Origin of the sequence: Photobacterium makurazakiensis (assembly GCF_050336715.1) — a bacterium.
Lineage (GTDB): Bacteria > Pseudomonadota > Gammaproteobacteria > Enterobacterales > Vibrionaceae > Photobacterium > Photobacterium makurazakiensis.
Genome location: NZ_JAKJSJ010000062.1, coordinates 16605 through 40340, shown reverse-complemented (window position 1 = coordinate 40340; position 23736 = coordinate 16605). Strand labels below are relative to the sequence as shown.

Below are 23736 nucleotides of genomic sequence, written 5' to 3'. Positions count from 1 at the left end.
ATATATAATAGCTTTATTTTTCATCATCTTTTCTCGCTCAATTCTTCAAATAAAATTGATGAAAACAGACGGTAAAATTCTCGACGTTCATGCTTTCGATGAAATTGCTTTTTATATAGCGCCCAGTATTTTTTTTCTTTGTTTCCCCAGCCAGTAATATAATCATCGAACTCCTCTTCAAGCTGAGAAGGGTTAAAGCTATCTAAAAACCGCTCTAACGTCGCCTCTATCGAGACTACCAATTTATCTCGGTCTATCGATGATGATAAGTTTCTTTCTTGCTGTGTAATAATGGCATTCAAGCGTTTGATACTGTTTTGTAATTCGTCTGAATAGCAACTGTCAGATAGAGTTAAGGCCTGAGCGTTGGCCAATGTCCGTTCTGAGTCTTCTTCCACCATGACAACCTCGTCAGGCTGAGCAGTTTTTTGTTCTTCCCAATTGTCGTCTTCGTCAAACGGATCGAAACCATACAGATCATCACCGAGTATATTTTCAGAGGAAAAAGGATCAGGAACAGTCTGAGATGCATGACCTGCTTTATGTTTCACTACGTTGGCGTGAGTACCTAATACTATATCCTGAAAACCCTCATCAAGATTATTAATATTAAAAGGAGATAGTTTCTCTTCTACCTGATGCGATTCGTGTCCATTGTTATTGTTATTACTATTGTTACTGTTAAATAAAGCATCGATATCGCTAACAAGTAAGGTATATTCTCCTAGCTCTAATCTATCGCCATCACTTATTTTTTGATTAACACCTTTACCTAACAATACACCATTAATTAATAATCCGTTTGTGCTACGGTCAATAGCCTGAAATCCTCCTAATGGGTGTGGTCGTATTTCAGCATGAACTCTTGATAATGTTTTATTAAAGTCTTCAAGCTGGATCGTACACTCATACGACCGCCCCAAAGTACCACCGCTAGACGGTAACGAAACTTGTCGACTATTTACTTGCTCATCTTCAGGCGTTGCTATTAATTGAAAGCTAATGGTCATGCGATTATTCCTTCTTTATTTCACCTGCACTGTTCCATGGCAAGGTTGAAGCGATTTAAAAAAGCAGGCTTGCCTGCCAAAAAAGCTTTTGAAAAATGCACCATTAAGTCTTGCTTGTTCGTTCTTATTTTCTTGAAGTAATCGAGTGGAATTCCCGCTTTAACCATTGCCTCTTCAAATACCAGCTCATATTCATAAGCAACATCTAGCTCTCCTTGCCACAGCATTTGCAATAGAGAATCTGCATCCCTCGGTTTTTTTATGACATTGTATCCCTCTCTTTTTAGTGATAACCACTTGTTGGTATTGTATTTAACACCATACCTTAGGCTATATTTTGCCGTTTCATCATTCAGGTCTCCTCTCACTCCCGGACTAACAAACCATGCAAGGTTTTCAGAAACGATAGGGCTAGAAGATTGAGCATACGACGCACGTTTTGCATTCGCTGAACCTGAAAAGAAACCGTGAGCTTGGCCTGTTTCTACCAGCAACTGCGCTTTATCCCAGCGCATCATTCTGATTTCATACGGCTGCCCCATCTTTCGAAAAGTACACTTCACCCGATGAACAGCAACTCCCCCAATCGTGCCATTCTCATCGACAGTTTGATAAGGCGACCAATTCTGAGTTGCCAGTACAACTCGCTCTACCGCATTCGCGGTAAAGCCTAACAGGCAAATCAGAACAGCTACGACTCCTTTCAACATACGCTTTAGCACTCCCTATTCGCGATTATAATTCTCTACTTAATCTCTAACACCAACTCGCCGGATGTTCGTTCCGCACTTATCACAACTTGCTCAATCGGTAAGCCGTCACTCAGGCGCTGTATACATTCAATGGCTAAACGTGGCATCAATAAACGATTGATGATCTGTTCAACTGCACGGCCACCTGTTGTCGGATCTGAATTTCGAGATACCACAAAATCAATAAAAGCTTGATCCCAAGTAAAGCTCGCTTGGTATTTTTCTTTGATTTTTCGAGAAATTCGCTCAAGGTTTATCGCGGTTATCTTGCCAAGTTCATCATGGTTTAGTGGGTAATAAGGGACGATGGTTGTTCGCCCTAAGAAGGCTGGTTTAAAAAATTGCTGGAGTGCGGGGCGGATCTGTTCAACAAGGCTTTCTGTTTCAGGTCGCTCATCACTTTGCATGCAAATATCGCAAATGGCCTGATCGGCAGCATTGGAAGTCATGATGATAATGGTATGTTTAAAATCAATCATCCGCCCTTCGCTGTCTTTGATATAGCCTTTATCAAACACCTGATAGAAAAGATCATGTACGCCAGGATGCGCTTTTTCCATTTCATCGAGTAACAGAACTGAATATGGGTTACGCCTTATTGCCTCGGTTAACACCCCACCTTCACCATAACCAACATACCCAGCAGGAGAGCCCAGTAACATCGATACTTTATGCTCTTCTTTAAACTCAGTCATATTGATAACTGTCAGGTTGTTATCACCGCCAAACACTTCATCGGCAAGCGCCATTGCGGTTTCTGTTTTCCCAACCCCGCTTGGGCCACACATCAAGAACACGCCAACAGGCTTACGGCTATCGGTTAAGCCCGCACGGGAGATACGTATACTCTTGGCCAGTTCACCAATTGCTGTATCTTGGCCTATAACCCTATGGTGCAGTGCCTCTTCCAATGACAGCAGCTCTGCCACTTCTTCCTTCACCATGTTGCCAGCAGGAATGCCCGTCCAGGCTGATATTATTTCCGCAATAACCTGTCTATCAACCATGGCAAAAACCAACGGCTCTTCACCCTGCAATCTATCTAGCTCAGACAGCATTTCCTGCAGTGCTCGTTGGCTGTCTTTTATATCAGTGGAATTTAGGTGGCCTTGCTCTATAACATCTGTCAGCTGCGTTATTTCTGCGACTAATACCTTTTCTTGCTCCCACTTTACAGTCAGCGAGTTAAGGTCTGCTTGTTTGTTAACAATACTTTCTCGTAAGCTGTGACGATTTTCGGCTTGTTCAACAAGCACGGCATCTTCAACCGAGTATGCTTCAAGCTCATTGTTTAAATAGCGTATTTGCTGCTCAAGATATTCAATACGTTCAGGTTTTGCGCCTTGCGTTAAGGCTATACGAGCACATGCGGTATCCAATAGGCTGATTGCTTTATCTGGTAATTGTCGTGCTGGTAGGTACCTGACCGACAGGGAAACTGCCGCTTCTAGTGCATCTTCTCGAATAAAGACACCATGATGCTTACGTAAAGAGGCAGCAACACCTCGTAGCATTTGCAGTGCATCAGTCGTGCTAGGCTCTTCAACCTTCACGACCTGAAAACGACGAGTCAGCGCAGGATCTTTTTCAAAGTACTTTTTATACTCCGCCCACGTTGTGGCGGCAATAGAACGAAACTCCCCTCTCGCTAAAGCTGGTTTTAATAAATTTGCTGCGTCATTTTGCCCTGCCGCGCCTCCAGCCCCAATAAGGGTATGAGCTTCATCAATAAACACGATAATTGGTGTCTCTGAGTTTTTAACTTCGCTGATCACATCCTTCAAGCGATTTTCAAACTCACCTTTAATGCTCGCGCCAGCCTGTAGTAAACCTAAATCAAGCGACCGAATTTCAACCCCCAGCAGTACTGGGGGAACTTCACCACTTACAATTCTTAATGCAAGCCCTTCAACCACCGCCGTTTTACCCACCCCAGGCTCACCGACCAGTATTGGGTTGTTCTGTCGCTTCCTGCACAGAATATCAATTGCATCACGAACTTCGCTGTTCCGCCCTGAAATGGGTTCAATTTTCCCATCAATAGCTTGCTGGTTTAGGTTAACCGTATACTTATCCAATGCACCATCAGCACTCTGACCTGAGGGCGCGCCAGCTGCCGTAGGAGTGCTTACACTTTTATCACCAGAACTTAATTGAGCGATCTGAGATGACAATGCTTCAATAGAAATATTTTTGAGGCTTTCCAGTACCAGTCTTTTCACACCAAAATGATCTGATTGCTGCAACACTAAGAGCAAATGCAAGCTGGTGATCTGCGTATGACCATAGTTAACCGATGCCTGTAACCACGCTTCTTCCATCAACTCACTAAGGCCGCGACTTATTGTTGGCTGCCCATTCGCCCCCTTTACTAGCCGTTCTATGCGTACGGTTAACTCATTAACAACCTCGTTTATATCAACACCCTGCCTATTTAGACATGACAGTAAATGCTCATCTTTCGCCGCGATAAGCTGCACGAGCCAGTGCTCAACTTCAATGGCTGGTACTGTTTGCGACATGGCTGCTGCTGCAGATTCCTCCAGAGTTTCCTTTAGCTGAGGTGTGAGCTTCCCAACTAAATTACCCAGCTTTACCTGTGTCATATTTTATTCTCCGGCAGTAGTAGTATTTTCCGAAAGTGGCTGCTCCTTCTTTGTGGAGCAAGGCAATTTGCTTCGCCAAGACGCATACTACTGTTCCCATATGAAAGGACTGGCGAATCAATATATTCACGTTTTACATATAAATAGAGTTTCGGTTCTGTGTTTTCTCGTAAGTATGTACGCGCCAATTGCTTCATCGTGCTTGCCAAGTGCGCATTTTTTGACAAGTTAAGGTATTCATCTTTCGTTCTTGGCGTAATACAAATTTCTAACGACTTGAAAGCTTGATCTCCCTTAGAACCCAGTACGACACCCTGACCTAACTGGTGGTTTTGCCCACCATACCAGCCAATTTTGGTCTGATGAGCGGGGCGGATCTGATACAAGGCAGAAGGTAAAACATTAGGAGATATATCAAGTGAAAAGTAATCACATAGCAGCCGCTTTAGTCCGGATAGGCTTCGGCTTTTATTAGAGAGTGCCAATCCATAGCGGAGAATACTTGGATCTTGTCGGCCATGTTGCCGCCCTGGTAGTGCGAACATACTAGCAAGTGCTGCCTTCTGGCTTAAGCGTGTCATTGTTGGTTCAAGCGCCGACTCTTTTTCATCCCTCAGCAGTAGATTACCTGCACTTTCTACACTGGCTCGAAGCTCGTAGTAACGCTGATTGAATACATCGAGAAACTTCTGTAATGCTTGATCATCTTGGTGGAGGCTTTGGAGCATTTCAGCGTAAAGGTAATCAGGAATAACGCCCTTACATCCCGATAATGCCTCCAGCCCTAAACGTAGTTTTATCCCGTCGTTTGTTTTTTCAATACCAGTAACAGCCGTTGGCATCCCCTTTGGCATAGGGTCCGACTCTAGCCTTAACGATATACCAGCATGACCTCCCATCGTATTTAGAATACGAACGGCCTGAATAAAGTCGAATGTCTGTGGGTGAGTGAATAAACGAGAAACTACAGACATATCTGGCTCCCATGGCATTTATCAAAATGGATACCAGATTCATCACTGCCAAAACGTTCAACCGACACTTGAATGAAACGATCAAAGCTACAAAATTGCTGAAAATAGGTGTTGAGTACGGCACTGACAACCGCAAACTCAGAATCTAGTAACTCATTATCCAGCAGTAATGTGACCTCCGTCCCCGATGAAAAGATGCTTTTCTGGCCAATCGTCACAGGGGCAACGAGATGGCTGTATGTGACTTTTTTTATTGAGTCTGCAACGTTACATAAAACGCTGTTACTGCATAACCGAACCGAATCCTGTAGTGCCTTTGTGGGATCTTCGACTTGAATCAAGCTTGATAAGTTTGCATTCAGCAAGGCGATAAACCGCCAACTCAGGTTATTGTCCAATGAGGGGAACTGCGGTGCTGTCGGTGTTTTTAGCACACGAACCGTGCCGGGAAGATCAATCGCTGCTAATGATTCTGCTTCGCTATCGCTTGGGAGTAAGCAAGGTAACCGACCATTACAAACATTGAGTAGAAGTGACAACACAACATCCTCTTTTTCCTCCTTTAATTGGGTATCACTTATCGAGATATCCATTTGGCGTCGCCCCTTTTCATCCCAATACTGACGGGTCTGCCATTTAGGTGTTTGCTCATCCAGCCAAAATCCCCCTTCATAAATGGAAGCTAAAGGAAGATCCCCTGTCGGCAGTACCTCACTTACCGTCTCGACTGACACCACGGCCAACTCGTTATCTGTATTCACATCTGCAATTACCGGCATCGATAGCTTGGTGAAGTCATAGCGTATTGGCTCACCATGTTGCTGGTATAGGTTTATCGTCGGTACTGTGTTTAAGGCGAAAACTTGTTGGCTAAACAGCCGTAAATATTCAGTTGGCAATTGCTGTACAAAGAAGTTGAGTGTAACTTTGTTAGATGAAAAGCCCATGAGGTCACGGCCTAATTCTTCTATTCTTAGGTAGGCCGCTTTATCGGGAAAAGCAAAGTAATCTCTAAGTTGATCAAAGCCACTTAAGTGGTTGCCATACTGCGGCAGCCAATTGAATTCAGGATCAGCAACCCTCGAGCGAAAGCGCTTCACATCCACCACCACCTGATGACCCAATTCATCGAGTACCGACAAGGCTTCAGTATTGAGCAACAGCAAATCAATCAAGCTCCGTGAACTGTTTTCAAATCCACGAACATAGAAATCAAAATGATCGAGTGTCATTTGTGAAAACATCACTGAAGGATCATCACTTGAAAGGGTTAGTTGGATTACTGAATCTGCACGCCTGATAGTTGGTGGCGTAAGGAAATTAAAAGGGGCGGACTTGGCCTGAATATCTTCGATAACATAGGGTACAACGATCAGCTCATCAACCAATGTAAACAGGCACTCTGCTTGATTAACCGTAACTGCCAATTCCGAACCTTTAGGTAACGATACCAGCTCGCCACCAGCCTCTCCTTCCAGAACTAGAGCGAAAGGTGCGTAGCTAGGAACAATTTGTAGATACCCAGGGTACAGCACATTAAATAGGCCTTGGAGCACTTCTGGGAACTGCTCGTCTATACGCTTTTCTGTTTTTGCGGTTAACAAAGCGACTGCATCAACTAGGCGAGTAATGTTGGGGTCTTCCTGACCACTTTGGTTAAGCCGCATCGATGCAGAATGATCGGGAAAACTTCCTCCAAATCCATCCAGCGCCCGACGAATGTAGGCAAGTTCTCTTTCATAGTAGCTGAGTAATTGATCAGACAATTTCCTGCCCCTCCATCTTTGCCGTTTGACTGGAAAGGCTTATGCTGGAATCAAATAGAAAGACATGCTCCCCGTTGGGTATATTGACTCTTGCCATTAACGAAAACTTCATCACATTTTTATGCGGATCACTTTCATTAACGAATACACTCACCTCTGACAGGCGCGGCTCAAAAGCCCTTACCCATTTTTCAAGGGAACGTGAAAACTGCTCTTTATTTACCTGACTACTCACACTGTACGCAGCATCGAGACCAAAGCTAAAATTGGATAACTGCACTTCTTTGAACTGCTTGGGTAGCGTTCTCATCGGTGCTTCTGAATTAAGCAATACCGTTAACTGATACCGGATCGATTCTAATAGTTCGTCATCACTATTCGTTTTCTGCCCATTGCTAGCTTCCCGCTGTTCGATAAAAGTTCGCCAAAAACTCATCGCGCCCCTCCTACAATTCCGTAGCCACTTGACTCAGCACCTAAATCCGTTGAGATCAACACCTCACCGCAAGCGTTATCGAACTGGTATTGCGGCTGAACAAGCACGTCGCAAGTAAAACGGCCAAGCTGGCCTTCAATTTCTTTGACTTCAACCCGCCCCTTGCTTAGCGGATATTTAGCCAATGTACTTTCATCGGCATCAGACAGATTACTGGCGTACCTATCTAACCAGCTGTTCAGAAAGTTTTCACACTCCTTTGCAGTCTGGAAGTTACCCATCATTCCTCTGATCTGTACCTTGAGGTAATGCGCAATACGACAAATCATCAACGTTGTTTGGATTTGTCCCATTACCGCTTCGGCATCATCTTTTCCGTGATTCCAGATAGAGGCATTCCCCCTAAAGAAATACTTATCGGTTGTTAAGCTATGACAGAGAGGAATAAAACCGTAATCAGCATAAAAGCCCCCCATTTCAGTAATAAAACGAATATCTGGTGATGGATGCAACGTTGCCTCTGTCCCCGGCCCCGTTGGCGGAAGGTTAACAAGGGCACCGCAATGTTTGTCCTGCCAACGAGATTTCATGAACCCAAACCAATTGATTCGATTGAATTCYCGCATCGCGATTGAAGCAAACAGAAAAGCAGAATTTCCCCATAGCCCCTCGCCAGTATGATTGCCATTGTTGAAGACAACCCTTTTGGCTGAACTACTGGTATAAGGTTGTCGAAGGCACACATTGGGAAGTGTTATCCCGATAAAGCGGGAGATAGATAAGCTACGAAGGCGCTGCCATGAAATAAATTCTGGCCCTTGAATGATCTTATCAATCCGTGCGGTGTCCGATAACCAGTCTGCACCAGACTCCCCGAAAAAGTTATCGGCAGGAGAAGAAATAAATGGGCATAAACACATATCGCCCATTTGCGCTAATAACTCCAAGGTGTATAGGTCGTCGTAATCGCTCTCAAAGTTCATTGAAATCTTATGGTCAACAACAACCATTCCGTAAGGTTGCCCTCCTGAAGTATTTAACTCTCGATTACCAATCAAGTTATAAAGTGCAGTACGCTTTAGCGATACTGCGGTATTGAGCTCGTGAGATAACTGGTCCCATGATAAATCTAAGATCTTCACTTTTATTTTTTGATAATTAACAGGTAGAGACACCAATGTCTCTACTCCTCTCCATGTTGATTCAAGTTGTGAAAAATCAGAATGATGAATAAGCGCAGAGAGCTGCTCAGACACTAGTCGGTCTATCTCGGCGATCAAATGGTTAACCGACGCCCTCAGAGCTTGCTTACTTTTAAGCATCTCTTGATCTAATTGGGCGAGCAGCAATAAAGCGTTTTTTAAGTAAGCCTTATCGTTACTGTCTAACCGGATTAATTGCTCTTGCAGATCTGCGCTTATCATCCAGATACCACCTCTACTAACCACAGGTTACTAACCCGGTATTTTGGCGACCATACGAACAGACGTCGTCAGCTCTTCCATCTGTAACCAAGGGCGTAAATGCGCTATCGCAGAATACGAGCCTGGCCGTCCGGGTTGCTCAACCACCTGAATTTGAGATTCACACAGAGGCGTCTTAGAGCGCTCAGTATTCCCAACTGCACCTGAATTGGTATATTGGTCAATCCAAGTCTGGAGCTGCTTTTGAATATCATTGGCTTCAAGGTTTGAGCCCAACATGTCGCGTCCCATTACTTTCAGGTAGTGGGCAATACGGCTACTTGCCATGATGTATGATAAGCGTGCCGAAATAGCGGCATTACTTGTCGCATCGGGATCCGTATAGGTCTTCGGTTTCTGGGCTGTCTGGCTACCGATAAACACACCGTAGTTGGCATTTTTATAATGAACCAATGGCAGCATGCCAAGATCGCTTAACTCTTTTTCCCTTTCATCGGTCAAGTTAACTTCAATCGGGCACTGTTGCTGCAAATCCCCAGCAAGGGATTTAAACGTCAGGTTAGGTAGGTTTTCGACCTTCCCTCCGTTGTCTAGGCCTCGAATTGCCGTACACCAGCCAAATGCCGTATGCGACTGAGTCATCTTCAAACCAAGCTCGTAGGCGGCGTTCGACCAAACTAACTGAGAGTTATCGCTTGGTTTTGGATTACCATCACTATCTGTCGCTAATTCCTCATAAGCGAATGAGTTCGTGCCTAACCCTTTATCACCATACGGTAGGCGAGCAAGCGTCTGCGGAAGTGTCAGTACCACATAACGTGCATCATCACTTTCACGGAACGCATTCCAAGAAGCATATGCCGGAGAGTCAAAGCCTGCAGCTACTGGTTTACCTTCGTTAAACGTCTCGAAGCTATCAAGTTCAAACATTTGAGGGTTAGCAGCAGAAATAAATGGGGCATGGCTTGCGGCGGCGGTTTCCCCCATATAACGCAACAGGGCAACATCTTCATCTTTATGGGAGAAGTGGTAGTCACCAATTAATGCACCATAAGGCTCACCACCAGCGGTACCGAACTCTTTCTGATATAACGCATCGAATAGTGGACTGCGATCAACGGCGGGAGCATCTTCGAACTGATCCAGCAGTTCGTCTTTACTAAAGTCGACCAATTTGATCTTAAGTGATTGGCCAGTGTCGCTTTCACGAACTAACTTGTTGAGCCCGCGCCAAGAGCCTTCTAATTGACGAAACTCGTCTTGTTGCATGATCTCGGAGAGTTGACATGACATTTGTTTGTCAATTTCTGCAATTGCATTCTCGATGGTTTTGGTGACGTTTTTATCCCAAGTTACCGTGCCGCTCAGCGCTTGCTCGGTAAGAACTGAGAATAGCTCCTTGGTTGTATCAGCCGGTGTTTGGGTGGTAGCTGAAATGGCGCGATCCAATAAGCTAACAGAGCCCGCTTCTGCTTCAGCCGCCGCTTGTGTTTCTAACTCAGCACTCATGACTCTTCCCCTTTTGTCTCTATACCCAGTTCACTGGATAGTGCATTGATCTGATCCGCGCTTTGCAGGACCTCCTTCAGTAGCTTCTCTAAGTCACGAGAGCGATCTGCCTTTGAAAGCAGTGTTTTAAGTTGCTGCCTTGTTTCAGCTAACTTTCTCAGTGGATCAACTTGCTCTATCAGTGAATCAGGTTCGAAATCTTTCATGGAAGTGAAGGACAAAGCAGCCTCAAACTGACTGTCATCGTCTGCGAGGGTATTATCAACTTTCAGTTTGAGTTCTGGACCGACACGATTAAGTACCGTGTCGAAATTATCTTTGTCTATTTGATAGAATGTTCGGTCTTCAAGCTCTTTACGATCTTCCTTGTGTGCTGAAAAATCGCCAATAACACCAACAACAAACGGTAGCTCCTTCGTTTCAACGGCACCATTTGTTTCAACGTCATAGGTAATACTTACCCGATTTTTACTTACACGTTTATGCTGGGAATTTAAGGCCACGTTGTATCTCCTTTCTATCTAAATTAGCTTGCTTTCGACTCTAACTTACCTGTAGTACAGTCAAACTTTACGGTGTCCCCTTTCTCTATCTTGCCGCCATCCCCCTCTTGGTAATACACCTTAGTCAGCGTGGTGTACGTCAAACTAAAGTCTTCTGCTGGCAGGTTGCCATCAGAGCCATTTATGTTGTAACCAGCTATACGCGCCTTCTCTAAGGTCATAACCAAATACGGGTCGGCACCAGCACCATCACGCGATGGTTTGGTCAACAGAATTTCAACCGTTTTACCTTCAGACCCTGGGGCGAATAAGAACGTTGTTAAATGAGGAGATGCACCATCAGATACACGAGTGACATTAATCGCATCCAAAGAGACCATGCCTTTATCGGCATTATTGGCATTACCAACATCAACGTTCACACCTCGGTTAGCTCCCCAGCTCATGGTATCGAGAGCAAAAAAACCTTTTTTACCTCCGATATCGCCCACGGTTGCTGCACCTTTAATATCATTCAGTCCATCGATTCGCATAAAAATAGAAGCCATTTCTTATCCCTCTTTATTTACAATGGTGATGCATAAAAAATAAAAGATTTGATTACCATTCAATCTCAGACAAACCATCGCTATCAGGGCTATTGCTTGTCGTTCTTGAATTCTGAGTTGGTTCATCAAGTGGCATCGAAACGGCTGATGACGCTTGAACTTCGTTTAACGGAGCGCTAGCAGGCACCAATGTTGCTTGGTGCTCGGCGCTTTCCAGCCCTGCTAGTTGCTGGATCCTCTGGTTCACAGAGTCTTGATCGCCCACCAGCTCTTGAAGAAGCTCTGGTAGTGACATGCCCCCCCAGCGTATTGCCCGTTTTAACAGCAAATAAATCGGGCTATGAGGCTCTGTTTGCTGAAAGTAGTCCGCAATTTTTTGCAACTCTGCCAAAGCCTGATCACGCGAAGCCAGAGTGTGTGTACCGATAGCCGCAGGTTGAGCGGCTTGTTGCCTTTCAGACGTCCTGCCCCCTTCTTGCCTTGAGTCTGAAATAGCTAGAGCAACAGGTGGCTGATCTACGGTGCCAGCTATCATGCCTTGTACTTCAGGCTGAACACTGCCAACATCCAAAGGCCATTGAGAAAACTGTTCCCCAACCAAAAATTGCACCGCATTAATCAGTCGTTCAATAGACTCTTTAACAAATCGAAAGCTCACACTACTTACACCAGCAGCTGCGCATTTTTTTGCAAGGCTTTGCTCAAGCACAGTCATTGAATCGAGCACCTTTCCTAGGGCTACAATTTTTGATTCAATATCTGCTTGCTCAGTACTGAAGCATTCTGACGCGGTCTGTTTAAGCGCTGATAAATTGCCTGTTTTCTCTGCGGCAAAAAAGCGACCAAAATCAATATCTCCCACCAATGGGATCATCTGTAATGGCATATAAAGCAGGCCACTTTCAGCAGTATCTCCGACCAGTTGTAGTAGTGGCTTCACCCTATGCTCGGTAACCTCTTTAGTTTGATCTGCCTCTGTTGCCCCTTTGCGTTTTTTTTCCGGCAATATGGGTTGCAACGTATCCCAGTATTGGTTCACGACCTGATCAAAAGCAGAAAGCGCATTGGCTAAATTGTTGATTGGATCGCTGGTAAAGAGTTGAGAGACGGTGTACCAAGACAAAATTTCGACGTCTTTTGAATGCTCTGATAAGCAGCTTCGACATTCAGATGCAAGCTGAGTCCAGTTTTCATTATTTGCATTCACTGTTTCGGCATTTTCCAGTGCTTCAGGGGTCTCAATTAACTGCCGGAACGACGACTGAGCAACATTGAATGCATTACGATACGAGCGATACAGCACGCGATTATCCTTAAGATATTCGCCCCCGGGCTGCTCTTCTGAAATAGGCTGAAGCAATTCATCAAACATGGTTTCCGAGTTCCTTTTCTAGTGCTCTGCGAACCAGTTCGCAGACGTCCCAGTCACTCCGGGTTTACGCTGAAAAGCGGTAAAGTTGCCCCAGATAAAGCTCGACAGATAAGAAATCGCCCAAGCCTGTGCAGGACCAGAATCCTGATTACCTGCTTGTTTGTAGTCATAAGGGCCACACCGGATCACCAATGGTGTCGTCCCGTTTTCGTAAACGTTATGCTCAACCTTCTTGCCCGTGACTCGTTTATCGAGTAATCGAAGGTTATTAGTCAGTAATTTTGACAAGATATTTGTCGCTAATAAGACGTCTTGATCACCCAAGGCCATGCTGCGACACATCACGATTGCAGTACGTAATTTATTACCTACATTGCCTTTCTTGGCCCCGGGTACCGTGATAACACAACTAGGGTTATCCCAAATAAACCGGTCTTTGCCATCAAGCTTTGCCAAACGAGAAAGGTTGTAAAAGGCATGGCCGTAACTTTTGCCTCTCGCCATTTGTGAGACATTGAGCTGCAACTCAACAATGTGAGGAATAGTGCGCTTTTCAGGGGCGCGGTTAGTTACCCTTCCCGTAAATTCGATGTGTACTTCAAGGAAAAATTTCACATCCTTGTACTGATCTTCGACGCCTTTAGTCCAGAGATCTTTCACTGCAGGTGATTGTTTGTCCTTTATATTTTGATAATTTGGGGATTTGTAGATGTAATTACGAAACGCCATCATTTGAGCAATGGTGCTAAATACAATGGTTGCCCGTGCAATGTCCTTTACCTCAAGGGGTGTTTTTGCCCCTGACGTCCTATCGGTACTTGGATCATCCCAATTGGTAATGCCGCACTTTTCGGCAATACGCTCACGTGTTTTAATCGGTCCCCGCGAGTACTTTATGGGCTTACCACTTTCGTTTTTAACGTTTTTGGTCAGCGCCTGCATGAACTTCTGAAGCTCTTTATTCGCTACCTTTGCCTGCTCGACCAGCTCTTCAATCTGCTCTCGCTTATGGTAGGTACTCCAAAAGGTCGTTTGCGAAATGATGTCTCCACGCGTATAAGTCGGCATAGCTCTCTCCACTAAGCTTTTTGTTCCTAATTAACCACCAATCTGCACCGTTGGAGCACCAATAACGATTGACCCTCCATGACTTGTGGTATCCCCCATCCTCGCGGCTGGCGTGTTATTGATCAGCACCGTCGAACTGCCTTTGACAATACTGTCTGGCGGACCAACACAAACTAATGAGTCGCCCATTTTTGCTGCTGGCATGCAGCAAATTAGGACTGTTGCAGCACCGGGGCCGACAACTGGGCCACCGACATGCGGTATCGGTGGTGTACCAGGTGTTTGCATTGGGCAAGTATGCATATCCGTCAATCGGGCAGCGCAAGGCATTAATCATTCCCTCTGGTTGAAGTGCCTGAACCACCGTTTGCTAGATCCAGAGCAATACTAAAAACACGCTGATAATATCTTTGGTAATCATTCCATTCAGGTAGTACGGCGGCCGTATTAACCGCTCCCGCCACCGCTTTTGCATAAAGGTGCTCTACAGGCATCACAACTGGGTTATCTGCCGGTGCGATACTGCCGGTGCCGCTCCAAAAAACGGACTGGCCAAGCCACTTTGGCGCTCTATTATCATCAAGCTTTGATATTTGCAGCTCAATTGATCGTCGTATGGATTCATTCGGATCTCGCACCCAGAGCATACAGTCGTCAATCAAGCGTAACTCTGCTGCAGTCCATTCTTGTTGGCGTACTTTTAATGCATGGACACACCACCAGATAGCTTCTCTCACGGGTAAAGCATGAGCGAAAAAGTTGGCCAGTTCGATGAAGCACTTAGCCTCTTTCAGCTGCTGAATCACGTCTATTGGCGCTGCTTCTTTTACGACGAATAGCTCTGCTTCTTCAGAAAGCTCGAAATGTGCAAAGATGAGTGCTGAGTTGCTATAAGGTATTTTCTTCATCGTCAGTTCACCATCACTATGCCGCCTTTAACGGCCGTTTGACCGCTAGAGCTAACTTCTGCCTTAGCAGTTCCTTTCACCGTTGCACCAACATCGCCCTGCAAGGTGGCATTCAACCCTTTAATAGTCGCACTACTGGTTGCCTTGGCTGTAAAGCTGCTATTGGCTTGCAATGACATAGAGCTACCCGCCTTGGCACTTAACGATCCATCGGAAGCAATACTCACTGAGCTACCTGACTGGCTCAAGCTTCCTCCTTCAATAGATACTTTAGAGTCACCAGCAATGGATATTTGGCTACTAGAAAGCTCTATCTTGCTGCTGCTCATGACAATCTTGCTATCCCCAACCTTAAGTGTCAGAGAGTCAGATCCTGTTATCGTAATTGACTTGCCCTGCTCGGTAATGGACTCATCAGCCTTCAAGCTGTACGATTTACTGGAGGTCACCGCGACATCTTCTTTGGCGTTCAGTGAATAAGACTGCTCGACACTTTGCGCAATGTTTTTAGTCACCGATAGAGTCATTTCACCACCAACAGTTTCTTGGTGATCGTTTACAACATCACTGCAGAAGTCTTTTGCGGCGTGTAGATAGAAAGACTCATTGTCTTTTTTGTCATCGAGCCGGAGTTCATTAGACTCACCCGCAAGCTTGGTTTTCACACCACTTTGTGTAGTGTTTGCGGTTGGATAAGGCGGCTTATTGCTACTGTTGTACACACTAGAGACAATAATCGGCTGATCGGGGTCACCATTAATAAAACTGACCAATACCTCCTGCCCAGCCCTCGGCAAGAATTGCATCCCGTAGCTGCTGCCTGCCATTCCCTGCGCAACCCTCACCCAGCAACTGGTTTTATCGCCAGTCTCGGTATCCCAATGAAATTTTATTCTGACCCTTGCGGAGGCATCACTCGCAGGATCTCCTTCGGTACTGCCAGCAACAACAGCTGATTGTAAACCGTGTAGCGTCGGCTTTTCTTTGAGTGGCGGGTAGTAGTCTTGATCTTCAGGGATACAAGTAAAATCAGCTTGTACACTGTCGTTGTTCGCACCTTTGGCGCTAAACACATAACTGACTTCTGAAACAAGGTAGTACCCTTCTTCACCACTTTGACTGTGTGAGACCAGCTTCAGATAGTGACCAACACAAACATCCGACGAAGCCGTCTTTGCATAGGCACAGTGGTATTTGGAGTCTTGTTGTCCTCGCTGAATATCACCTAACGAAGACGATAAATCGGTATATGTACCAGCCAGGCTTGCTACTGGGTAACGGTAATCTGTAAGCTTGGTATTCCCAGAAATTGTGTATTTGCTTTTTTTAGCTTTACTGGTGATAAGCTTGGACTGGTTATAGTCGTAGCCGGCAATCTCTAGCGATGCGCTATGAAAGGAATGTTCTCGCTGCCAACTGTCGATGATGTCATTATCACCAGTTGGTGCCGATGCATAATCCAGCATTACCGAGTCATCCTTTGAAAAGGATTTTGAGGCTTGTTGCAGATAAAGGGTTTCTGCATTCTTATCTTTACCAAAGTAAAAATGTACGCCCTCTTCAGCTAATAATCGCGTGACAAAATCAAAATCGGACTCGTTAAATTGGACACAATATTCACGCTTTGTCGAAGGCATGCTTTTCACGCTATAGCACCCTTTGAAACCCAGCTCATCAAAAATCGATGTGACAATATTTTGCGTTGTTTCTTCTTGAAAAACCCGGCACTGCCGAGAGTATTGCAACAGGTATAGCCAAGGCTGAAATGTTAACTTGATACTGTAGTAGCTGGAGTCGACTCGTTGAGACTGTGCTTGTGCTTTAACAACAACGCCCTGAAACTCACGTATACAACTTCGACTTTCACCCAATACGTTATATACATTGCAGGTAAGCGCCTCGCCTATCCAGCTAGCTGGATCTGACTTTGAAACCAAGATATCGACACTGCACTGGTAATTACCACTTAATACTTCCTTTACCATTAAATCAGAGGCGACAAACTCGTTACTACTCGCATCTTTGATAACCAGAAAACTTCCTTGCACATCCAATAGCTCATTCATTATTGGCTACCTCTCGAGTTACCTTTCTCATTGGCTGTGTTTTGATTTATCGAAGTTTCGATATTTACCAGATTCGCAAATCGCATCAGCTGTATCGGTGGGAACAAGGACATCTTGCGAGCAACAGCCATATTGATCGACATGGAATAGCGGCTTAGCTCTGCAATCGGAAGCTCACCAGGAGTCATACCCTCGAAGAGTATTTTCACCGCTTGATTTGCGGCAAGCTGCCCAACGCGGTAATACTTATTTGAAACCGAAATTAGTGCCGACGAATCTGTCACCATTGAGTCGTATGCGCTTGCTACAGGTAGGCCATGTTTAATGGCTGCTTGAGTAAAACGATCACTATTTGCCAAGTTGTAAGAGCTTGAGCCGACATAGACGACATCGACCCCTGCCGTTGCTAGCTCGCTAATTTTGGCTTCGAATTGATTGGGTACAGGCTTACCGGCTTCGTCAAGGGCATATAGCGCCTCAACAATCTCAAAATTCATTTCGGGTGCGAGAGCTTTTAGTTTCTGTGTATTTAATACTGAATTGAGTTCGGCGTTTGAATATACAACCCCGATTTTATTAACGGGAAGGTATTCACGCATTGCCCTTATTTGTACATCTTCACTGATTCGGTTACGGATCCCTGCAACATTTGGTCGCCCCGTCTTATTCTTCTCTGCGATAATATCGGCGCCCAGAGGATCGGCCACAATCATAAACAATGATGGGATCTGACCTAGCTTCGTTTCTGAGCCATATTCAGTACGAGTACCAATTAACGCCTTCGTAACACTGGTTCCCCACGTTACAACTAGATCCGGTGAAATTAACTTAGCTTCATCTAAAAAGAAATCCAGTGTTGAACGATCACGCCCCGCATCACGAACGATTACCTCGACGGGGTATTCATTGCTTGTTAGATAATCTTTAAAGCCCTGACACGCTTCTTCACAGCCGCGCCACACCACCATATAAACCGTTTTGCTATTTGCTGCTATTGATGATGTTACGGTTGCCGTGCTCGCCATCGGTGTCATGCTCAAACACAGCACTACTGTTATAAATAGTTGCTTCATATTTGCGCCTCCTGTACCGATTGTCTCGACGGTATTTTCAGAAAGACAAACATCAGCAAGCCGCTAATAATAATGCCCGCACCAACAGCAGCCATCGCCAAACCAAAGTCGCCCACGACTAACAATGAAGCAACGATGATGGGGCCTAAAACACTACCGATACGTTCCGCTGTTCGAAGAATACCCAACACCTCAGTTCTACCAACTTCTGGCGTTGCTTCAGACGCTTCCAGCGCACAAGCAATGAGCGGTGCTTTTAGAATAGAGTGCGCAATACCCATTAAAGTGACCGCTAATATGATTTTGAAAAGTGAAGCTTCACCATAGAGCGACAACAATATTGCACCCGACAATACGGTACCAAGCACAATAAGTTCACGGGTTTTTTGCGTTTTATCTGCGATACCAGACGCTATCGGGCTTAGTGGGATGATAACCAAAGAGTAAATCATCATAATGCGGCCAATTTCAGACTGGCTTGCATCTAGCGATACCAGATAAATCGGTACCATAAAATAGAGAAAACCAGTTAACACAATTTTGGCAGGAATGGCGCAGCATACAATAATGGCAATAAAACGGATGTTACGCGCTAACAAGCGTAGGCCACCTTTTTTTACCACCGGCTTATTACTGGTGGAATCCAACTCACCAGAGAACATCCTCCAAGCTAATAGCCCGGCAAAGGCCGCTAATACTGCCGAAATAAAGAATACAGGTTGATAGCCTATACGGTCTGCAATAATCCCCCCTAGCGCAGTGCCGCACATGGTTGCCGTCATAAGGACTCCCACAAATATTGACATCCCTTTCGCACGATTTTCAGCCGTCACAACCGCTGCGATATAGCTCTGGCAACTGATGGTTATCACCGCATACCCAAGTGCTGTAACACCTCGTGAAATAACAATGTCTAAGCTATTCGTGGCCAATGCACACCCTAGATAGCCAGCAATTGCCGGGATCAGCCCCAATAAGAACAGCCTTTTTTGCCCCCATCGCTCAACCAGCTTTGCCGCAAAGGGCGTAAATACCGCGATAACAAGCATAAAGACAGAAATTGGTAAGCCGAGCATTACATCCTGCGAGATCCACGATGATGGCTCATAAAACTCAGCGACAAACAGCGGCATAAATGATTTTTGCAGCTCTTCACCCAATGAGAAAACAAACAAAGGTATACGTGCATCGACAATATCTCCTTTTCTCAGCTGTAACCTATTCTGTAGCTGAAACTTTTCTGCCACCTCTTTAATACGACGTTTTACCCCCGAAGAATCCTGCTTGCTGTCACTAAGGTAACCAAATAACACACTAAACTTGCGCTGTAGCTGTCTGGAGTCATGGTTCAACCTATCTGAAAATAACCCTATCGTCCCACGTACTGGTGCCTTTTCATTAACTGAAAAATCACCCTTTATCTGTCGTTTTAAAATAGATTCTGATTCTTCTAGTGGCCCAGAGATATAGATCATCACCACAACCATGACGACCTCGAAACAGACTAAAAGTACCGCGACAAGAACAATTGCAATATCAAAGAAAATATCCATAAGCTGGGACTGGATATACATTGAGCTCAAACCAACAAAGACACTACCATTTAGGTTATTACTGTCATTAAGTTCTAGTCGAAATACATCGCCCTTAGGTAACTCATCTGAAAATAGAGAAGGGAAAAGACTCGGTAGTTCGTTTATTACAAGGCTAATTCGCTCGATAAAGGATGCATTAAGATAATGCGATGAAACCATCTCAAAAGCTTTGGTATCAAGTGTATTAAGATCTGATACAGTTCCCGCCTGATAGAGAACATTGTCGCCTTTTGTAACTGCAACAAACGTCAGCTCTGGATATTTTGATAACACATCTTCAAGATAAGTATCCATCCCACGGATCTGTTCAAAAGGTACTCCCACATTTACTGCCAGGTCAACATCGTCATGAACTATCTGCGCAATAACATTGGCTTTTTTCAACAGCTCTGGTTTTACAGAAAAGTTAAATTCGGCCAGTGTGTAAAGAGCACTTAAAATGGAAGCAAACAAAGCACTCAGAATAGTAATAAGTATCAAGCGGCTATTAATAAAGCTGGCCAAGCTTTTTACTTGGCTCATTGGCTCACCTCAGTCGACGATGCTTTTTCATCGCTGTCTTTACGGTGGGTCATGCTTTGAATTCGTTCAATTTCGTCAGCAACATAGGTTTTCATTTTTTCACTTTGCTTGATCTGCTCGGCGAAATTTTTAGTCATTTCTCCACTTGGTTCTTTCTCAAGTTTTTTAAAATCTTTTGATGAGTAGCCATGAATAAGTTTGATGACATTAGTCACGTCCCCAAACCCAAAACGGATTGTTATTAACACGATAAACGCAGTCGCAAGAAAAATAACAACGGTTGCTTCCAGTAAATGCAGCTGTACTGCGGCATAAACACCAAACAGCGCTGACTTGTTATATTCAATAACAATGCTTCCCGCTAATTTATCGAAACCATTTTTTATTTGGAGCCCACTGAATAACGTCGTTTCATGGCTAAGCACCCAGCTTGTCTCATTAGATTTCAACGCCCTTCGAACAACGTCCTCTGGTAAACTCTGGGCTGCTTTCTCATCGGCAGAAGATTGAATAACCACATTGCCTTTTATATCTATTAATGTAATCGCCCGCACATTAGCTTCTCTTTGACGCGATCGTTCGAAACTCTCTTTTAAATTACTGGCAGATTGGAGTGGAATGCCTAACCGTTCAACACGTTTTATAGACGTTTCTAATGATGACGAAATCACCTCAAGCTTTGACGAAACCACCTGAGACATTAAGCTATCAAACTTCATGTAGTTCATGAGGTACAGAAGACCAAGCACGGAAAGCAAGATCACCCAAACGGTAATAACTAACCGTAAATGTACCTCAAAGAATGCCTTCATTGGCCATAACTCCTACATATGACTTTACCGCTAATCAAATAATATGCAGGGAATACGGAAAAAATGTGCAAGCGAAACGCTTAATGTGAGAAATCTGATCTTCATTCGAAAAATATCAAATCAACTTTGTTTTTTTTATATTATTGACTATTAACAAAAATATAAAATAACCTTACAGATAACCTAGTTATATTAATTAAACACCTATAAGCCATATCTAGTTAGTGTGAAGTTAAATAAAAAGCAGTTAAAAACATCATTGCACCAAGATATACATCTCTTATCGAATTTATAAATCTGTAAATCTTATAGATCTATGTTTAATTTATAGAATTACCATACTCAAACGGAGTTTTAATAAATAGTGAACATTTGTGGATATACCCCAGTGAACTTTCACCGTCATAAACACCCAATAAGATGATGAATATTATCTATTCTTCACGAATGTGTTCGATWATTATTCCTACCTCATCTCACAAGGTATTAGCCTTTAGGGTTATAACTTCCATGCTGTTATTGGTTTAAGGGAACTTAAGCTAACTTTCAACGCACCATTACCTTCACTGGTTTTCAGTGAAGGTTTTTTTTGCCAGAAAACTGATTAAGGTGCAAAGTTCTGCGCTGAATTATTATCGCCCATCAGACAGATGAGTGAATGCACCTTTTAGCTTACTTTCCATTTTCAACTTCATGATAAATAGCAGGTTTAATATCAATAAGTTTCGTTTTATCCAAACAGTCTAGTCCTCGTACTGTTATCTTACCGCCTTCTAGCTTCTCAATAGGTAATACTGCCGCACCGATAGGGTTTGGACGTAGGGGTGAACGTAACGCAAAAGTCCCCTTCATCACCGATTTGCAAGTCTTTTGTACGCAAGCATTTTTTATATCAGCCTTGTTATCACTGCACCCAAGCCAATATAGAATCAAAATATGTTGCCCTGTCACTAATCCTAATAACCCGTCTTTATATTCATCATATAATGCGATGTCACATAAGTTTCCATCTAATTGAATGTTGTTCGGGCAATCTTTGATTTTTTTAAATGGTGTATTAATAAACCCAATAAATTTAAGTTCTGCTGTCATTATTCTATTCCTGTATAAATTACTGTTCGTCTTTCATCATGGAAAACACATAGATAAAGATTGTGATAAGAATGATCAACCCGCCGATAATGCTCGCGGCTGGCGGTATTTCATCAAAGAAGGTATAAGCCCAAACAGATGCGAGTACTGTTTCTATCATCAGGATCATGCCTACCTCTGGTGCAGTGATATAACGGGTAGCAACTTGTGACAACACTCGTCCGAAAGGTGCTGTAAACAACCCCATCACACCCATAATTAGCCATGTATTTACGCCATACTCCGACGGAGTGGCGATAAAGAACATCGAAATTGCCAAGAATAAGCCACCAAAGCCAACGCTCGCCATCCGGCTTACATTCTGATACTTGCGCAACTGGGTTTGATTTAGAGACAAGCAAAAAACAGCAAACAATGCTAAGCCGTCGCCTAATAAGTTACCCGACTTAAATGATCCTGAAACTACAATCGCTATGCCCACCATTACAGAGGCTATCGCAAGCCAAGTTGAGCGCTTTGTCACCTCCCCTAAAAACATCCAACTAAATACAGCAGCTAGAGCAGGTGAAGCACTAAGAATCACAAACGTATTCGCAATAGAGGTATGGCTAATGCTCAAAACAAGGCCAGCAGCACTACCTAGCATAAGCAGACCTGAAATAAGCACCTGCCAACCGCTTTCTTTTACTGCGCCTACCAAGCCTCGTTCATCTCTTAACTGAATGCATATCGGCATCGAGATAGCGGTAAACAAGCCAAATAGAAACGCGGTGTCAAACCCACTTACACCTGATAAGCGTATAAATATGGGATCAAAGCTCATGAGCAAAGCACCGAGCAAAGTAATCATAAAGCCTACTGTTCGAGCCCCTTTCTTTGTGATGGCGCTTAATATTGTCGTTGTCATAAATATATCCTGATAATAAATCATACTTATGAGTATGATTTATTATCGCGCCGACCATGTCAACCAAAATCATACTTCGAAGTATGATTTTGGTTTTACGTTGCCCTCGCAAAAACCATACCGTATAGTATGATGTTGATTTATGAGGACCTAAAAATGAGCAAAATCGAACAAAATAAAGAGAAAAAAAGAAGAGCGATTTTAGCTAGTGCACAAGATGTTTTTTTATCTGACGGTTATGTTCTAGCAAACATGGACAAAATTTCCGCTCAAGCGCAGATGACGAAACAAACTGTTTATCGTTATTTCCCGTCTAAAATCGACCTGTTCCAAGCAACATTGCGTAAAATTGGTGAACAGTTTGATGAGAGCTATCTAGAGCATCTAGAAAATCCTGATACGCGCGCAGCGTTAACAGGCTTCGCTAAAGAATTTATTGCCTTCCATTTATCTGAAGAGCATATAGCTACATATCGTTTATTAATTGCAGAAAGCACTAAAGCCCCAGAAATTTTGGATAGCTTCAAGTCAGTAGGGTCCAATGAGACACATGAAAAGCTATCTTTATTCTTTACTGAACGCCTGAAGCTTAAAGAAGCCGAAACACCCATGCGTTTCTGGATCGGTATGCTGCTATCTCTACGGGATGAAGTGCTTATGGAATTGGAAAAACCTAATCAGACAAAGATTGATCATCATGCCGAGCAAGCCACAGCCTTCTTACTTATGGCAATATCAGCATCTTAGTATCGGTATTACTAGAAGCGTTCATATTTCAAATAGAAACATGGCA

Annotated in this window: 21 protein-coding genes; 1 reads left to right on the top strand and 20 read right to left on the bottom strand. The window is 44.0% G+C overall.

From position 1 onward, the window contains the following. Positions 1 to 23 precede the first annotated feature (23 nt). From L4D09_RS23295 to L4D09_RS23200, 20 genes are all read right to left on the bottom strand, one after another. Positions 24 to 1010 carry an FHA domain-containing protein gene (locus L4D09_RS23295; protein WP_428459927.1) on the bottom strand — a complete coding sequence of 329 codons (987 nt, stop codon included), beginning with the start codon at positions 1008 to 1010 and terminating at the stop codon, positions 24 to 26. Between the two features lie 20 nt (positions 1011 to 1030). After that, complete coding sequence (locus L4D09_RS23290) at positions 1031 to 1720, bottom strand: substrate-binding periplasmic protein (protein ID WP_428459926.1); 690 nt, start codon at positions 1718 to 1720, stop codon at positions 1031 to 1033. Between the two features lie 35 nt (positions 1721 to 1755). After that, entirely contained in the window at positions 1756 to 4368 is a 2613-nt protein-coding gene (gene tssH / locus L4D09_RS23285; RefSeq protein ID WP_428459925.1) for a type VI secretion system ATPase TssH, read from the bottom strand. After that, positions 4365 to 5342, bottom strand: coding sequence for a type VI secretion system baseplate subunit TssG (locus tag L4D09_RS23280; protein WP_428459924.1), 978 nt, complete (start codon positions 5340 to 5342; stop codon positions 4365 to 4367). The genes tssH and L4D09_RS23280 overlap by 4 nt, the downstream gene beginning before the upstream one ends. Continuing rightward, positions 5333 to 7108 (bottom strand): type VI secretion system baseplate subunit TssF, encoded by a 1776-nt coding sequence (gene tssF, locus L4D09_RS23275; protein ID WP_428459923.1) that lies wholly within the window; start codon positions 7106 to 7108, stop codon positions 5333 to 5335. The genes L4D09_RS23280 and tssF overlap by 10 nt, the downstream gene beginning before the upstream one ends. Further along, on the bottom strand, positions 7101 to 7544 hold the full coding sequence (gene tssE / locus L4D09_RS23270; RefSeq protein WP_428459922.1) for a type VI secretion system baseplate subunit TssE: 444 nt from the start codon (positions 7542 to 7544) through the stop codon (positions 7101 to 7103). Before tssE ends, tssF begins: the two co-directional genes overlap by 8 nt. Continuing rightward, a complete protein-coding gene (gene tssC, locus L4D09_RS23265) occupies positions 7541 to 8968 on the bottom strand; it encodes a type VI secretion system contractile sheath large subunit (protein WP_428459921.1) in 1428 nt (475 codons plus the stop codon). The genes tssE and tssC (L4D09_RS23265) overlap by 4 nt, the downstream gene beginning before the upstream one ends. A 30-nt stretch (positions 8969 to 8998) precedes the next feature. Beyond that, the gene (tssC, locus tag L4D09_RS23260) at positions 8999 to 10477 is read right to left on the bottom strand and encodes a type VI secretion system contractile sheath large subunit (RefSeq protein ID WP_428459920.1); all 1479 of its coding nucleotides are present in this window, start codon (positions 10475 to 10477) and stop codon (positions 8999 to 9001) included. Beyond that, on the bottom strand, positions 10474 to 10980 hold the full coding sequence (tssB, locus tag L4D09_RS23255) for a type VI secretion system contractile sheath small subunit (RefSeq protein WP_428459919.1): 507 nt from the start codon (positions 10978 to 10980) through the stop codon (positions 10474 to 10476). Before tssB ends, tssC (L4D09_RS23260) begins: the two co-directional genes overlap by 4 nt. 23 nt (positions 10981 to 11003) lie before the next feature. Next, positions 11004 to 11528 carry an Hcp family type VI secretion system effector gene (locus L4D09_RS23250; protein WP_428459918.1) on the bottom strand — a complete coding sequence of 175 codons (525 nt, stop codon included), beginning with the start codon at positions 11526 to 11528 and terminating at the stop codon, positions 11004 to 11006. Between the two features lie 52 nt (positions 11529 to 11580). Beyond that, entirely contained in the window at positions 11581 to 12900 is a 1320-nt protein-coding gene (locus L4D09_RS23245) for a type VI secretion system protein TssA (RefSeq protein WP_428459917.1), read from the bottom strand. A gap of 18 nt (positions 12901 to 12918) precedes the next feature. After that, a complete protein-coding gene (locus L4D09_RS23240; RefSeq protein ID WP_428459916.1) occupies positions 12919 to 13968 on the bottom strand; it encodes a hypothetical protein in 1050 nt (349 codons plus the stop codon). A gap of 30 nt (positions 13969 to 13998) precedes the next feature. Next, positions 13999 to 14298 carry a PAAR domain-containing protein gene (locus L4D09_RS23235; protein ID WP_428459915.1) on the bottom strand — a complete coding sequence of 100 codons (300 nt, stop codon included), beginning with the start codon at positions 14296 to 14298 and terminating at the stop codon, positions 13999 to 14001. Then, complete coding sequence (locus L4D09_RS23230) at positions 14298 to 14876, bottom strand: DUF6931 family protein (RefSeq protein ID WP_428459914.1); 579 nt, start codon at positions 14874 to 14876, stop codon at positions 14298 to 14300. Before L4D09_RS23230 ends, L4D09_RS23235 begins: the two co-directional genes overlap by 1 nt. Positions 14877 to 14878: 2 nt before the next feature. Beyond that, positions 14879 to 16942 carry a type VI secretion system Vgr family protein gene (locus L4D09_RS23225; RefSeq protein WP_428459913.1) on the bottom strand — a complete coding sequence of 688 codons (2064 nt, stop codon included), beginning with the start codon at positions 16940 to 16942 and terminating at the stop codon, positions 14879 to 14881. Then, a complete protein-coding gene (locus L4D09_RS23220; protein WP_428459912.1) occupies positions 16942 to 18015 on the bottom strand; it encodes an ABC transporter substrate-binding protein in 1074 nt (357 codons plus the stop codon). Before L4D09_RS23220 ends, L4D09_RS23225 begins: the two co-directional genes overlap by 1 nt. After that, positions 18012 to 20132: an MFS transporter gene (locus L4D09_RS23215; RefSeq protein WP_428459911.1), complete on the bottom strand. Its 2121-nt coding sequence runs from the start codon at positions 20130 to 20132 to the stop codon at positions 18012 to 18014. Before L4D09_RS23215 ends, L4D09_RS23220 begins: the two co-directional genes overlap by 4 nt. Next, positions 20129 to 20944 carry a hypothetical protein gene (locus L4D09_RS23210; protein ID WP_428459910.1) on the bottom strand — a complete coding sequence of 272 codons (816 nt, stop codon included), beginning with the start codon at positions 20942 to 20944 and terminating at the stop codon, positions 20129 to 20131. The genes L4D09_RS23215 and L4D09_RS23210 overlap by 4 nt, the downstream gene beginning before the upstream one ends. Positions 20945 to 21616: 672 nt before the next feature. Beyond that, complete coding sequence (gene tsaA, locus L4D09_RS23205; RefSeq protein ID WP_428459909.1) at positions 21617 to 22036, bottom strand: tRNA (N6-threonylcarbamoyladenosine(37)-N6)-methyltransferase TrmO; 420 nt, start codon at positions 22034 to 22036, stop codon at positions 21617 to 21619. A 19-nt stretch (positions 22037 to 22055) separates the two neighbouring features. After that, a complete protein-coding gene (locus L4D09_RS23200) occupies positions 22056 to 22943 on the bottom strand; it encodes a DMT family transporter (RefSeq protein WP_428459908.1) in 888 nt (295 codons plus the stop codon). A 156-nt stretch (positions 22944 to 23099) separates the two neighbouring features. Here L4D09_RS23200 and L4D09_RS23195 point away from each other — a divergent pair, with 156 nt between their 5' ends. Then, positions 23100 to 23690 (top strand): TetR/AcrR family transcriptional regulator, encoded by a 591-nt coding sequence (locus tag L4D09_RS23195; protein WP_428459907.1) that lies wholly within the window; start codon positions 23100 to 23102, stop codon positions 23688 to 23690. Positions 23691 to 23736 lie beyond the last annotated feature (46 nt).